General features: G+C 73.8%; 13 protein-coding genes. 1 reads left to right on the plus strand and 12 read right to left on the minus strand.

The genetic code is table 11. From position 1 onward, the window contains the following. The first annotated feature begins 66 nt into the window (after positions 1 to 66). Positions 67 to 1,215, plus strand: coding sequence for an FUSC family protein (locus FHS34_RS32085; RefSeq protein WP_184972001.1), 1,149 nt, complete (start codon positions 67 to 69; stop codon positions 1,213 to 1,215). Positions 1,216 to 1,243: 28 nt separating this feature from the next. Here FHS34_RS32085 and FHS34_RS32090 read toward each other — a convergent pair whose 3' ends face one another. The 12 genes from FHS34_RS32090 to FHS34_RS32145 all read right to left on the minus strand — a co-directional run bounded on the left by FHS34_RS32090 (position 1,244) and on the right by FHS34_RS32145 (position 13,230). Continuing rightward, entirely contained in the window at positions 1,244 to 1,753 is a 510-nt protein-coding gene (locus tag FHS34_RS32090; RefSeq protein WP_184972003.1) for a molybdenum cofactor biosysynthesis protein, read from the minus strand. Between the two features lie 9 nt (positions 1,754 to 1,762). Beyond that, entirely contained in the window at positions 1,763 to 2,686 is a 924-nt protein-coding gene (locus tag FHS34_RS32095) for a hypothetical protein (RefSeq protein WP_184972005.1), read from the minus strand. 88 nt (positions 2,687 to 2,774) lie between these two features. Further along, positions 2,775 to 3,953: a DUF2306 domain-containing protein gene (locus FHS34_RS32100; protein WP_225817655.1), complete on the minus strand. Its 1,179-nt coding sequence runs from the start codon at positions 3,951 to 3,953 to the stop codon at positions 2,775 to 2,777. Between the two features lie 114 nt (positions 3,954 to 4,067). Then, positions 4,068 to 4,598 (minus strand): PadR family transcriptional regulator, encoded by a 531-nt coding sequence (locus FHS34_RS32105; protein WP_184972007.1) that lies wholly within the window; start codon positions 4,596 to 4,598, stop codon positions 4,068 to 4,070. A gap of 42 nt (positions 4,599 to 4,640) precedes the next feature. Continuing rightward, the gene (locus FHS34_RS32110; RefSeq protein WP_184972221.1) at positions 4,641 to 5,825 is read right to left on the minus strand and encodes a PP2C family protein-serine/threonine phosphatase; all 1,185 of its coding nucleotides are present in this window, start codon (positions 5,823 to 5,825) and stop codon (positions 4,641 to 4,643) included. 379 nt (positions 5,826 to 6,204) lie between these two features. Then, positions 6,205 to 7,047, minus strand: a complete 843-nt coding sequence (locus FHS34_RS32115) for a lysozyme (protein ID WP_184972009.1) — start codon at positions 7,045 to 7,047, stop codon at positions 6,205 to 6,207. Positions 7,048 to 7,131: 84 nt separating this feature from the next. Continuing rightward, on the minus strand, positions 7,132 to 8,988 hold the full coding sequence (locus FHS34_RS32120) for a M1 family aminopeptidase (RefSeq protein WP_184972011.1): 1,857 nt from the start codon (positions 8,986 to 8,988) through the stop codon (positions 7,132 to 7,134). Positions 8,989 to 9,210: 222 nt separating this feature from the next. Next, positions 9,211 to 9,864 (minus strand): maltokinase N-terminal cap-like domain-containing protein, encoded by a 654-nt coding sequence (locus tag FHS34_RS32125; RefSeq protein WP_184972013.1) that lies wholly within the window; start codon positions 9,862 to 9,864, stop codon positions 9,211 to 9,213. Positions 9,865 to 9,902: 38 nt separating this feature from the next. Further along, positions 9,903 to 10,574 (minus strand): spherulation-specific family 4 protein, encoded by a 672-nt coding sequence (locus tag FHS34_RS32130; protein ID WP_184972015.1) that lies wholly within the window; start codon positions 10,572 to 10,574, stop codon positions 9,903 to 9,905. Continuing rightward, positions 10,571 to 11,467, minus strand: a complete 897-nt coding sequence (locus tag FHS34_RS32135; protein ID WP_184972017.1) for an NAD-dependent epimerase/dehydratase family protein — start codon at positions 11,465 to 11,467, stop codon at positions 10,571 to 10,573. Before FHS34_RS32135 ends, FHS34_RS32130 begins: the two co-directional genes overlap by 4 nt. A gap of 7 nt (positions 11,468 to 11,474) precedes the next feature. Then, complete coding sequence (locus FHS34_RS32140) at positions 11,475 to 12,188, minus strand: nucleotidyltransferase family protein (protein ID WP_184972019.1); 714 nt, start codon at positions 12,186 to 12,188, stop codon at positions 11,475 to 11,477. A gap of 40 nt (positions 12,189 to 12,228) precedes the next feature. Further along, positions 12,229 to 13,230: a GDP-mannose 4,6-dehydratase gene (locus FHS34_RS32145; RefSeq protein WP_184972021.1), complete on the minus strand. Its 1,002-nt coding sequence runs from the start codon at positions 13,228 to 13,230 to the stop codon at positions 12,229 to 12,231. Between the last annotated feature and the right edge of the window lie 49 nt (positions 13,231 to 13,279).

The following is a 13,279-nucleotide window of genomic DNA, read 5'->3' on the forward strand; positions in this document are numbered from 1 at the left end:
CACCCGGGAGACATGGGACACGGAGACCCGGCATGGGGTGGTGGTGCCGGTGGCACCCGGTGCGGCATGCGTGGAATACGACCGACCTGGCAGGGCGTGCGGCAGGACCTGTCCGCCGCGGCGCACGCGGCCCGGCGGGCCTGGGCGGAACCGGGCCGGGAGCGGGACCTGGCCGTGCAGGCGCTGAAGGCGGCGCTGGCCGCGTGGGTGGCCTGGGCGGTGGCGGGCTGGTGGCTGCGGGCGCCGGTGGCGTTCGTCGCGCCGTGGGTCGCGGTCGTGCTGGTCGAGTCGACCGTCTACCGGTCGGTCGCGCACGGCCTGCAGCAGCTGGGGGCGATCGCGGCCGGCACGATCGCGGCCACCGCGGTCGGGCTGCTGCTGCACGACACGATGACGGCCATGGCGGTCGTCCTCCCCCTGGCGATGCTGCTGGGCCAGTGGCGGCGTCTGGGCAGCCAGGGCATCTACGCGGCCACCGGTGCCCTGTTCGTGCTCACCAACGGGACGGTCAGCGTCATGACCTCCGCGGCCCGGCTCGGCGAGGCTCTGTTCGGGGCGGCGGTGGGCATCGCGGTCAACGCGCTGATCCGGCCGCCGCTGTATCTGCGGGACACCGAGGCCGTGCTGCGGGACGCCACCGAGGAGACCCACGACATCCTGCGGGACGTGGCGGACGGGCTGGCCGCGGGGCGCTGGGACGCCGAGGAGGCCGGCGCCTGGCACGAGCGCGCCCTGCGGCTGCACCGGCTGGTGGGGCAGGCCCGCTCGACGGCCGAGTGGAACCGGGAGAGCCTGCGCGGCAACCTGCGCCGCCGCCGTACCGGTGCCGTGCCCCTGCCCGGCCGGGGCTACGACGACGCGCTGGCGGTGCTGGACTACGCGGCCGTGCACACCGCGGGGGTGACCCGCACGGTGCTGGAGGCCGCCGACGAGGACCGCCCGGCGCCCCGGCCCCACCCGGGCCTCGCCCGGCGGTACGCCGAGTTCCTGTGCCGGACGGCCCGCGCGCTGCGGCTGTACAGCCACAGCCGGTTCGGTGACGCGCGCGAGGACGAGCTGCGCGAGGCCGTGCGGGACCTGCGCGGCACGCTCGCGGACCTGCGCCGGGACCTGGCCGGCTCCACGACGGACGATCCCGACGAGGTCGCCACCTACGGCGCGCTGCTCGCCCAGGCCCACCGGCTGGCCGACCGGCTGCTCGCCTCCGGAACCTGAGCGCGGCCCCGGCCGGCCGTCGTCGCCCTCACCCGCTCCGCGCCGTGTCCCCGGGCTCAAGGATCCCGAACACGGCCGGACCCACGGCGAGGACCCCGTCGGTCAGCGGCCGGCAGCGCACTCCACCGCCCCCGCGCAGGGCCCGCTGGGCGCCGGGGCCGAGGGTGGTGTCCATCCAGGCACAGGGCCGGGCCGCACTGCGGACCTCCAGCTCCACCGGACCGAAACCGCAGTCGAGGAAGACCGTCGCGCCGACACAGGCGTCGATGTCGACCCCGCGCAGCAGGACGTTGCGCCGGGTCCGGAGCAGGTCGGCCGGGTACCGCCCCGGGAGCCGCTCGGCCGCCATGAGGGTGATCGACGCGTTGCGGTGGGCGGGACGGTTGAAGTAGCGGTCCCCGACGATGCCGAGGCCGGCGCGCACCTCGGCCCTCGTCACCCGCTCCCCGGGCGGCAGCTCGGGCAGGCCGTCGCCCGGCCGGCCGGCGAGCCGGTGCACCGGGGAGACCAGCAGCTGGAGGATCTCGGTGTGCGGCACGCGTCGAGCCTAACCGGCCCGGCCCGTCGCCTCGCCGCCGGCGGCGCCCCGCACCAGGGCATGGCCGCTCGCCCCGGCCGCGAGCAGACCGGCCACCATGGCGGTCAGGCTGAGCCCGGGACCGGAGGCCCAGTCGACGTGGGAGGCCCGGACCGCCAGTACGACGGCCATGGCCAGGGCGGTGCCGGGCAGGGACAGCAGTGCCGGGCGGCTGCGGTCGAGGTCGTCCTCGGCCAGGGAGCCCAGGACGCCCACCCCGAGGGCGAGGGCCCAGACGCCCAGCGCCTGCGCGTCGACGCGGTTGGTGTGCCAGGGGACGAAGCCTGCCCAGAAGCCGGGCCGGACGAGCAGCCCGGTGCCGATGCCGAGCCAGGCGGAGCCGAGCACCGCGAGCGGCGGCTTCGCCCAGCCCGGCAGCGGGTGGGTGCGCGGCGCGGGCGGCCCGGACCGGGTGCGGAGCTGGCCGGCCAGGCAGACGGCCGCCGCCACGCACAGCAGGCCGAGGGTGAACAGCCAGCCGAGGCTGAACAGCACGGAGACGACCGGGCCGCCGTCGGCGATGTACAGCCGGTGCGCGTTGGCCAGGCTGACCGCGAACAGTCCGGCCAGCACCACGGCCAGCGGCAGGACGAGGGTGCGGGCCTCCTGCCAGGTGCCGGCACGGGCGAGCGCGAACAGCGCCGGGGCGGTGCCCAGCATGGCGGCGCCGAGCAGTCCTGGACTGAGCGGTTCCGGCGAGGGCCAGGCGCCGAGGACGTGCCCGGTCAGCGCGACGGTCGTCAGGACCGCGCCGACGGTGAGGTTGACGACCGCGACGGCGACGGCCAGCAGGGCCACCCCGGCGGAGAGCGGCCGGCCCGGCGGGGGCACAGCAGGGACGGGCTGGACCGCGGACGTCGGATCCGGTGCGGCGGGGTCGGTCGGCTGGGCCATGACGGTTCCGTTTCCGGGGATGCGGGGGACAGATACGGGTCGCGGGGCTCACGGCGCGGCCGGGGACGGGCCGGATGCCGGATTCCGGTCACGCCGCCGGAGTGGTCGCCCGGGCCGTGGGCAGCGGGGCCGGCGGGGCGGCGCGCCTGAGGACTTCGCGGGCGTACATCAGACGCAGGCTCACCACCGCGGTCGCGCCGAACGCCGTCATGCCGCAGCCGATGGCGACACCCGCGGTCAGCGCGGTGAACCGGCCGAGCCCCAGGCTGTGCTGGAAGACGGCGACCGCACCGGCGGACAGCACGGGGGCCAGGCAGAGACCGACGAGGTGGATCCGCCACTCCTCGCGCGCCCAGGACCGGCCCGCGCGCCCGGCGGTCCGTGCGCCGACCGCCATGACCGCGTAGGCGAGGGCGTACGGCAGCAGGTAGGCGACGAGCAGCCGGCGCCCGGCCGCGCCATGGCCGGAGAGGGCGCGCACGATCCACACCAGGGCGGCCGCCCCGGCCAGGTGGGCCGCGGCGGTCACCGGCGCCGGAGCCCAGGAGCGGCCGAGGCCCTCGACGGTGTCCCGGGAGTCGCGGGCGCGGGAGGCGATCAGGGCGCCGAACACGACGAGCGACCCGAGGTGCATGATCGCCACCCGGTTGATCTCCGTCATCGGCAGCCCGGGCAGCACCGTCGGCAGGGCTCCCCACTCCAGACGCAGCAGGGGGGCGGTGAGCAGGTAGCCGTAGCAGAGGAGCATCCAGCGCTGGTGGAGGTCGGGGAAGCCGCCGACGGCCGCGAGGATGCCGAAGGTGACGCTCAGGACGGTGCCGACGAGGATCGTGGCGAGGACGAGCCAGAAGGCGGCGCCGCTGAAGGCGTCCCCGGGCGCGGTGCGGGCCAGGTAGAGGCCGGCGCCCGCCATGGAGGCGTAGACGGTGACGGCGAACACGATGCCGAGGGCGCGGTGCAGGCGTGCGCGCCGGCGCGCGGCCGTCAGCAGTTGCGCGGGCCCGAGCAGCATGAGCAGTCCGCCGAGTACGGAGTGCACGATCATCGGGGCCAGGCTGTGCCGGTACGGGGCCACGCGGGTCGCCAGCGCGTCGGCGACGTACCGGGGTGAGACGAGGTGTCCCAGCAGCCACTCCCCCGGCGCCGGGGCCCCGGGACGCGCGTACGACCACAGCTCGGTCATCGCGATGGGCGCGTACCAGAGGCACACCACCGTCACGGCCACCGCCGCGGCACGGCGCCATCCGCTGCTCGTCCACGGACGCACGGCGACCCCCTGATTCCCGGCGGACCGCTCCGCCCTCGTCTCCCGGAAACCTCGGCATAGTCTCTTCTGGACTATCGAGGCGTTACCGACGGTAGGGCCGACCGGGCACGGAGGTCAACGGTCCTGTGCGCGCTCGTCGCGGAGGCCGACCCACTCCCAGAACTCGGTCATCATCCGCTCGTACCGGATACCGAACTCCAGCGCCTCCCGCTGCCCCGGCGTCAGCGACTCGCCGACGGCGTCGGCCAGTTCCTCGTACTCCCCCAAGGTGCGCCGGTGTTCGGCGAGTTGCACGGGGGCGAGGTTCTCGGGCCGGGCGCCGAACCAGAGTTTCAGGATGCCCCGCTCCCGGGCTTCGACCGGCACGAACCCGGAGTCGGCCAGCCAGTCGTGCAAGGCGCGCCTGCCCGGGTCGGTGAGCGTCAGCACCCGGCGGTTGCGTCCGCTCTCCTGCCGCACCTGGGCCAGCAGCCCGGCCGCGAGCAGCCGGTCGCACTGGGCGTAGACCTGTGCGTGCGGCACCGACCAGAACGGGGCGACGGTACGGCCCGCCTCCACTTTCACGTCGTACGCGCTGGCCTCGCCGAGCTGGTCGATGACGCCGAGGACGAGGAAGGAGGAGGTGGTCAGCCGCACGTCAGCCATGGCGCCGACCGTACCGTGCCGCACGGGTGACGGGCAGCCGGGTCAGCCGCCCGGCTGCCACTCGAACATAAGGATCGTGGCGTCGTCCCGGAGCCGGCTGTCCGAGGAGTCCAGCAGCGAGTGGATCAGACGTCTGAGCGTCTCGGGCGCGATCTCGCCGGTGGCGCTGGCCCGGATGACATAGTCCGCGAACCGTTCGAGGCCGAGGAGTCTGCCGTCGGCCATCCGCGCCTCGATGACGCCGTCGGTGTAGAGCAGCACCCGGTCCCCCGGCTGGAGCCGCGTCTCGTGCACCCGGCGCTCCCGCGCGGAGAGCAGGGAGCGCAGCCCCATGGGCGGATCGGCCTCACGGGCCAGCGCGTCCACGATCAGCTTCTGGTCGCGGATCAGGAGCGGCGCGGGGTGGCCGCAGTTGCTCCATTCCAGGACGCCGGTGCCGAAGTCGAGCCGGGCGACGATCCCGGTGCAGAACTGGTCCGGCAGCCACTGGCTGAGCGCCTGGTCCACGTTGTCCACGAGGGCGCTCAGGTCGGCGTCGCCGCGGCGGGCGTTGCGGCAGGCCGCCAGGGCGACGGCGCTGGTCAGCCCGGAGAGCAGGTTGTGGCCCATGGCGTCCAGGACGACGGCGTGCAGGGACGTGGTGGTCAGGGAGTGGTCGAAGGCGTCACCGCCGATGTCGTAGGCGGGTTCGAGGACGGCCGTGGAGACCACGTGACCGTTGCCGATGGTGCGCGGCGGCAGGAAGGCCCGCAGCATCTCGGCGGGCAGGTGCATCTGTGCGGTGCGGGTCCGCCGGACGAAGGAGTCCTTGTAGGCGCGCTGGGAGCTGACCAGCATCGCCAGCAGGGCGGCCAGCGCCCTGCCCTGCCGCAGGGATTCGGAGGTGAGCGTCCGGGCGTGGACGGCGAGCACGCCGAGCCGTTCGGCGCCGTCCAGCAGCGGGTACCACGCCGTCACCTCGTCCCGGTCGGTCTCCTCCACGCGCAGCGACTGGGTGCGGTAGCACCAGCCGGCGAGCGAGGAGTCGATGGGCAGGCTCGCGGCCACCTCGGTGAGCGGCACCAGGTGCCGCTGCTGGAGATCGGCGAGGTAGACCACGGCGTGCCGCAGGCCGAGCGACTTCGCACAGCGGGCGACGGCGTTCGCGAGGTCCAGCGTGCAGTGGCCGGGATCGGCGAGGAACTCCTCCAGCGGCGCCCCGTTCGGCTCTGCCGTCACCTCGTCCATCACCACCCAGGCCCGGTCGTCCTCCCAGCAGTCTCGCCTCGCGCCCCGCCCCTCGCAGTCCCGGTACACCCGCCCGGGTCGGGCCGCCGTGCTCCTGGGTACCCCCTTCCGGGCCGGCCGAGCACCCGCGCCCGTCCGGCGCCGAACGTTCGGCGCCGGACGGCGGCGGTCGCCTCCCAGCCGGCCGCCGCCATGGATCCACACGACGGCCGGTACGGGCGGCCGGCCCGGACGGGACGGGCACCGCGCGCGCGGCGCCGACGTGACCACCCAGGATCCGCACCCCGTCCTCGTCCACGACTGCACCGACGACGGCGACGGCACCTGGAAGGCCGGGGCCGGCCTGGTGGACACCCCGTCAGGCCCGGGCCCGTGGGACTCAGCCGGTGGCGAAGTCCCCGAGCCTCTCCTGGGAGCCGTTGAAGCGGTCGTGGTCGCCGACCGCCGGGCCGGTGGAGGTGTACTGCCACATCGTGTACGACGACCAGCCCGCCGGCAGCGTGCCCACGGTCGAGGCGTAGCGGGCGACCCACAACGGGTTCGCCGCGCCGAAGCCGGCGTGGTCGCCGGTGCACTCGACCCACCAGTTGGTGGCCGTGTAGATGACCGCGTCCCGGCCGGTGCGGGACTTGTAACGGTCGAGGAAGTCGCGGATCCACTTGACCATGGCGCTCTTGGACAGGCCGTAGCAGGAGTCGCCGTAGGGGTTCCACTCGATGTCGAGGACGCCGGGGAGGGTCTTGCCGTCCTTCGACCAGCCGCCGCCGTGCGCCAGGAAGTAGTCGGCCTGGGCGGCGCCACCGGCCGTGTCGGGGGTGGCGAAGTGGTAGGCGCCGCGGATCATGCCGCTGTCGTACGAGCCGTCGTACTGCTGGGCGAAGTAGGGGTTGGTGTAGTACGTCCCCTCCGTGGCCTTCGTGTACGCCCACCGGATGCCGTCGGCCCAGAGCGAGGGCCAGTCGACGTCCTCCTGGTGGCTGGAGACGTCCACGCCCTCGGTCTGGGAGGCGCGGGGGGGCGGGGGCGGGGTGCCGGCGCTGCCGTCGTGGGCGAGGACACCGATGCCCATGTAGGCGCTGCCGCGCGCAGTTGCGCCCCCGGTCGGGTCGGGCAGGGCCGGGGGGCTGGACAGGAGCAGGAGCAGGCCGGTCAGGGCGCCGGTGAACAGGCACCGGCGGGACCGGCCGCGGATACGGGCTATGGAGTTTCGCACGAGGTCCATCTGACCCGGGGCCGGGTCGTCGCGCACTCCGGGTTCCGCCAACGAAGCCATCCGCGGCCGGTGTTTAACCCATGTGGCTGTCCGTCATCCCTCGATGCGGTGCTGGGTCCAGAAGGAGGTCAGGTCCGTGCTCGTGGCGGCCTGGGCCGCCGCCTTGAACTCCGCCGTGGTGGACACGCCGTACCAGTGGGCGGTGGCGTAGTCCTTCATGAGTGTGGCCATGGCGGTGTCGCCGAGGACGCGCCGCAGGTCGTGCAGGGCGCACTTGCCGTAGCCGTAGACCACGGTGGAGTAGCGGGAGGAGTGGGCGTCCCAGTAGGCCATCGAGTTGGTGATCTTCTCGGCGCTGGAGGCCCAGGAGACGCTGTTCCAGCACCCCGTGCCGGTCTTGCCGAGGGCGAGGTCGGTGGCGTAGTCGGTGAACGCCTCGTCCAGCCAGGGGCTGGTGTACTCGTCGTCGCCGACGATGCCGTACCACCACTGGTGGCCGATCTCGTGGGTGAGGGCGGTGGTGCTGACCAGGTCCAGGACGAACCCGGGGTACTCCATGCCGCCGAACCAGTAGTTGTTGTCGATGACGGCGTCCAGCTCGCCGTACGGGTAGGCGCCGAAGCGGGCCGCGTGGGCGTCGACGGCGGTCTTCGCGGTGCTGAGCATCGACTGGGCGCTGGAGGAGCTGATGCCGGTGACGGAGTAGATGTTCACCGGGACGCCACCGGGCGAGGTACCGGAGATCTTGGTGAAGGGCCCGGCTCCCCAGGCGAAGTCACGGACCTTGCTCGCGGTGGCCGTGGTGACCGTACGGCCGCTGCTGCCGGGGGTGTCGGTGGAGGTGCCGGTGGCCGGGACGAGCAGGGTGCTCGGGTGGTCGAGGGTGACCTTGAAGTCGGCGGCCAGGGAGTAGAAGGACTCGCCGTTGTTCGTGTACGGGTCCAGGTGCCAGCCGGCGCCGTCGCGGACCGCGAGGACGGGCAGCGCGTTGCCGATGAAGCTGAACGCGCCGTCGTGGCCGAAGCGGTCGGCGCCGCTGGGCACGGTGATGCCGAGGTCGAAGCCGATGGTGGTGCTCTGGCCCTGGGCGAGCGGGGCCGGCAGGCTGATCTTCAGGGCGGTGCAGGCCACCGAGAGATCGCCGGCGGTGCCGCCGGTGACGTTGCTGACCTTGACCGGCATCGCGCCGCAGGTGCCGTGGTAGTTGTCCCACAGCCGCAGGTAGACCTCGCCGAGCGCGGTGGCGGAGGCGTTGGTGAAGGTCGCGCTCTCGTGCCCGGTCCAGACGGTGCCGCTCGTGTCGCTGCTCAGGTTGACGGTGTACGAGGGTGCCGCCGGGGTGCGGGTGGAGTCGCCGGGCGGTGGCGTGGTGCCGTCGGAGGTGTCGAGGGCGATGTCGTCCAGGACGAAGCTCGTCTGCAGGCTGTAGTCCTCGGTCCCGGTGAAGGACAGGTTCACGGTCTGGCCGGCGAACGACGAGACGTCGAGGGTCTTCCGGACGTAGCCGGTGTTCTCGTCCAGGTTGGAATAGGTGGCCAGCGTCGTGCTGCCGATCTTGGCCGTGAGCTTGTCGTAGGCGGTGGACGAGGTCGTCTCGGCGGTGTCGATGTGCAGCCAGAAGCTGAGGGTTGCGGTGCCGCACCCGGCGGGGATCGTGACGCTCTGGGTGAGGGTGTCGGTGTGGGTGCCTCCGACACCGTCCAGCCAGGCGTAGGAGCCGCCGCCGTGGGCGGTCTGTCCGGAGCGGCTGGTGATCACGGTGGACGAGGAGGCCGTCCATGGTGAAGTTCCGCTCTCGAAGCCGCCGTTGGTGATCACCTGGGCCGGGGTGCAGGCGGCGGGGGCGGCGGCCGGGCGGGCGGCGGCGGGGGTGCTGGGGAGGACGAGGGCGGCCAGCGCGGCGACGGTGAGCGCACCGGCGCCGAGGGCCTTGTGGGGGGTCGGTCTCACACGCTACTCCTTTGCGGCGGCCGGGGTCCGGCCTGCTCGACGACCGCCCGGTCGGCCTGGGTGCGCCGGGGCGGTCCTGAACGGGGCTTGCGCGATCGGGGTGCGGTGGGGCGCCGCGCTCCTGTGGGTCGGAGCGCGGACTGCCGAAAGAGTGACAGATTTGTCCGGGCCATGCCAGACGGGTGACGTCCGGGGGTGCCCGCGGTCCGGGCGCCGCCCGGATCAGGCGGAGCGCAGCGTCATGAGGACGGCGTGCAGCCGGCCGCCGTCCGGGCCCGGCCAGCCGGTGGCGACATGGCCGAGAGCGTCCCGCGGCGGCAGCGGCGGGTGGTCGGCGACGGGCACGAGGACGCGGTGGACATGAAGGACCGTGCCCTCGAACGCCGGCAGCCGTGTGCCCTCCCGGTCGTCCGCCGGCTCGGGGGTGAACTCCGCCGGTACCGGGCCGGCGCCGGTGCGGGAACGGGTCACCTCGTGGTCGGGTGTGTCGCTGACGCTCTGGGCCATCGCCTGCGCCCGGCCCTCGATCAGCGACAGCAACTCGGTGACCAGCACCGGGTCGTGGCAGCCGTCGTAGACCCAGCGCGTGCCCAGCATCCCGTGTTCCGTCGTGCCGACCAGGGCGTGCTCGGCACCGTCCAGCGGCGCTCCGCGGTAGGTGAGCGGTACCAGATAGGCGGTCCGCCCGGGGTCCGTGGTGTCGGTGGCCACCATGAACTCGATGCCGACCTCGCCCTCGGGGTCGTCCAGCCGGAAGCCGCCGGACTTCTCCAGGACCGGGTCGGGGCCGCCGCGGTACCACGGGCGGGTGGGGAGCCAGCCGGCGAGGAGTTCGACCTTGGTCGGCTTCAGGGTGGTGTGGTGGATGACGGCCATGCCGGTTGCTGCCTCCCGTTGCGCGGATGTGGGTCTCCTCACCCTTCCACAGCGTTCCCGCGGGTCAGTGCCGGGGTCAACCCGGCCCAGGGATTGGGCGGTTCGCCCGTCACCGGCCCGCTGACGGCCGCGCCCCGCTCCTGCGCGGTACGGACGGCGAGCGGAACGAGGGCCTCGGGGACGCCGTAGACGAGGTGGCAGAACCGGTCGGGCAGGTGCCGGGCGGTCCAGGCAGGGCGGGCGAACGACGAGACGTAGGTGCTCCAGTGGCCCTCGAAGGTGACCGTCAGGTCGGCGAGCCGGACGTAGCCCGGAGCCGGATGGACGCCAGGGTTGACAACGACCGTCCCGGCCCCGGACCGCCGCAGGTCCCGCACCAGCCTGCGGCAGGCCGGCAGCCCCTCCGGGCCGGCGGTCACCCGGTCCAGGAAGCAGCCGTCGGCCGCATACCAGTCCCGGTGCCGCCGCATGTCCTCGGCGACGCGGTCCCGGTCGCGGACGCCGTAGTCGGTGTCCACGTAGCCGAGCAGACGGGCCCCCGCCGTGCGCAGGGCACGGGCGGCCGCCGTGAACGCGGGATCCGGGGCGGTGCCGGGTCCGCTCGCCGGGTTGAGCACGACCGCGTAGGTGCGGTCCGCCGCCGCGATGAGCCGGTGCCAGGCCCCCGGGTCCTCGGCCGGGTGGACATACAGCGGTACCAGCAGGCTCACGGCATCCGCTCCACGGTGGCCGCCCACAGCGCGGCGAGGGCGTCGTCGAGGCCGTGGGCCGGGCGCCAGCCCAGGGCCCGGGCAGCGGCGGAGATGTCCGAGCACTGCCAGGACACCTGCGCCGAGCGCGCCGAGCCGCCCGTGCTCTCCTCCAGCTTCCCGCGGAACCCCGCCTGCCGGGCCAGCCCGAGCGCCAGCTCCCGCACCGGCACGGCGGTTCCGCTGCCGACGTTCAGCACGGACGGCAGCGGTGCGGGCGCGGTGACGGCGGACTCCACCGCCCGGGCCACATCGCGTACGTCGACGAAGTCGCGCTGGGCGGAGAGGTCCCCGAGGCGCAGCACCGCCTCGGGGTCCCGGCCGGCGGAGCGCAGCAGGCCGGCCAGCCGGCCGGGCAGGCTCGCCACGGGGGCTCCGGGACCGACCGGGTTGCCGACCCGCAGCACCACCGCGTCCAGGGCGGCGGAGGTCACCGCGACCGTGCCCGCCAGCTTGGTCGCGCCGTACGCCGTGACCGGGCAGGCGGGTGCCGACTCGGTGACCGGCACGTCCGGTGTGCCCGGCCCGTACTCGGCGGCCGAACCGAGGTGCACCAGACGGGCCGTGGGGGCCGCCTCGCGCAGCGCCGTGCAGAGCGCGGCGGGGCCGCGGGCGTTGACCTCGGCCAGGGTCACCGAGTCGCCGCCGGTGGCGCCGGCGCAGTTGACCACGGCGTCGGGGGCGGCCTCCGCCAGGGTCCGGGTCAGCCGCTCCGGCCGGTCGGTCGCGAGGTCGACGGCGAACTCGGCGGCGCGGCGGCCGGCGGCGAGAAGCTGCACGCCGGGCAGGGCGCGCAGCCGCTCCGCCACATGGCGGCCCAGATAACCGGTACCGCCCAGGACGAGAATGCGCATGTGGTACTCAGGCTCCCTTGAGCAGGAGGGACTTGCGGGTGGTGAACTCGGCGTTGGCCCGGTCGTAGTCGTCGGGCCGGCCGATGTCCAGCCAGTAGCCGTCGAACTCGTAGGCGTGCGGCGGGTTCTGGGATCTCAGCAGGTCGAGGACGAGTTCGTCGAAGCCGAGCGGCAGGCCCGGGGTGTAGCCGTCCAGGGTCGCGCGGCTGAGGCCGTAGACGCCCATGGAGACCCGGTAGTCCATGCTGGGCTTCTCGGTGAACGCGACGACCTTGCTCGCGTCGGTGGTGAGCACGCCGAAGTCGATGTGCACCTTGCGGGCGTAGGTGGCGATGGTGAGCGGCGCGGCCGACTCCCGGTGCCGGCGCAGCACGTCGGCGTAGTCGAGGTCGGTGAGGATGTCGCCGTTCATCACCAGGAAGGTCTCGGGCAGCCGGTCCTTCAGGTTCAGCAGCGGGCCCATGGTGCCGAGCGGGCTCTCCTCGGTGGCGTAGTCGATCTTCATGCCCCACTGGGAGCCGTCGCCGACGTAGGCGCGGATGATCTCGCCCAGGTGGCCGATCGCGAGGGTGCAGCGGGTGAAGCCCGCGGTGGACAACTGGCGCAGCACGATCTCCAGGATGGCGTGCTGATCGCCGATCGGGACGAGCGGCTTGGGCAGCGCGGTGGTGTAGGGCCGCAGCCGGACGCCCTTGCCTCCCGCCAGGATCACAGCGTGCATGGGGCTCCTCCTTCGTTGGGTCGGGGCCGTGCCGGACGGGTCAGATGTTGTAGATGTCGGTCTTGTAGCGGGCCAGGTTGGCCGGGTCGCGGAAGAACTCCACGGTGTGGGCGAGGCCCTGCTCCAGGCTGTGGCCGGGCTGCCAGCCGGTGGCCGCGGTGAGCCGGGTGGCGTCCGCGACCAGCCGCATCACCTCGGAGTTGGCGGGCCGGATGCGCGCCTGGTCCTCGCGGACGTCGAGGGGGGTGTCCATGACCTTGCCGATCAGCGCCACGAGGTCGCCGACCGAGATCTCGCCGCCCGTACCGGCGTTGAAGGTACGGCCGACCACCTTCTCCGCGGGCGCGCCGCCGACGGCGAGGAAGGCCTGCGCGGTGTCCTTGACGAAGGTGAAGTCACGGGTGGGCCGCAGCTCCCCCAGGGTGATGGTCCGCTCCCCCGCGGCCACCTGACCGATGACGGAGGGGATGACCGCGCGCATCGACTGGCGCGGCCCGAAGGTGTTGAACGGCCGGAGGGTGACGACCGGGGTGCCGAAGCTGGCGTGGTAGCTGTCGGCGAGGCGGTCGCCGCCGGCCTTCGAAGCGGCGTACGGAGACTGGGTGTTGATGGGGTGGTCCTCGGTGATGGGCACGGTCCGCGCGGTGCCGTAGGTCTCGCTGGTGGAGGTGTGCACCAGCCGGGGCGTGCCCAGCGCGCGCACCGCCTCCAGGACGTTGAGGGTGCCGGTGACGTTGGTCTCCACGTAACTGTGCGGCGCCTGATAGGAGTACGGGATCGCGATCAGGGCGGCCAGGTGGTAGGCGACGTCGGCCCCTTGGAGCAGGCCGCGGACCGAGCCGGGGTCCCGGACGTCGCCGAGCACGATCTCCACCTGGTCCAGGACGTCCGGGGCGAGCGTCTCCAGCCAGCCGTACGAGGAGAAGGAGTTGTACTGGGCCATGGCCCTCACCCGGTGTCCGGAGGCGACCAGCGCCTCGGTGAGGTGGGAGCCGATGAAGCCCTCGGCTCCGGTGACGGCGGCGAGCGGTACGGAGGTCAACTCAGGGGTCCTTCCGATGGGTTGGTCGAGCGGGTCGGTCGAGCGGGGA

Source organism: Streptomyces echinatus (assembly GCF_014203595.1).
Taxonomy (GTDB): domain Bacteria; phylum Actinomycetota; class Actinomycetes; order Streptomycetales; family Streptomycetaceae; genus Streptomyces; species Streptomyces echinatus.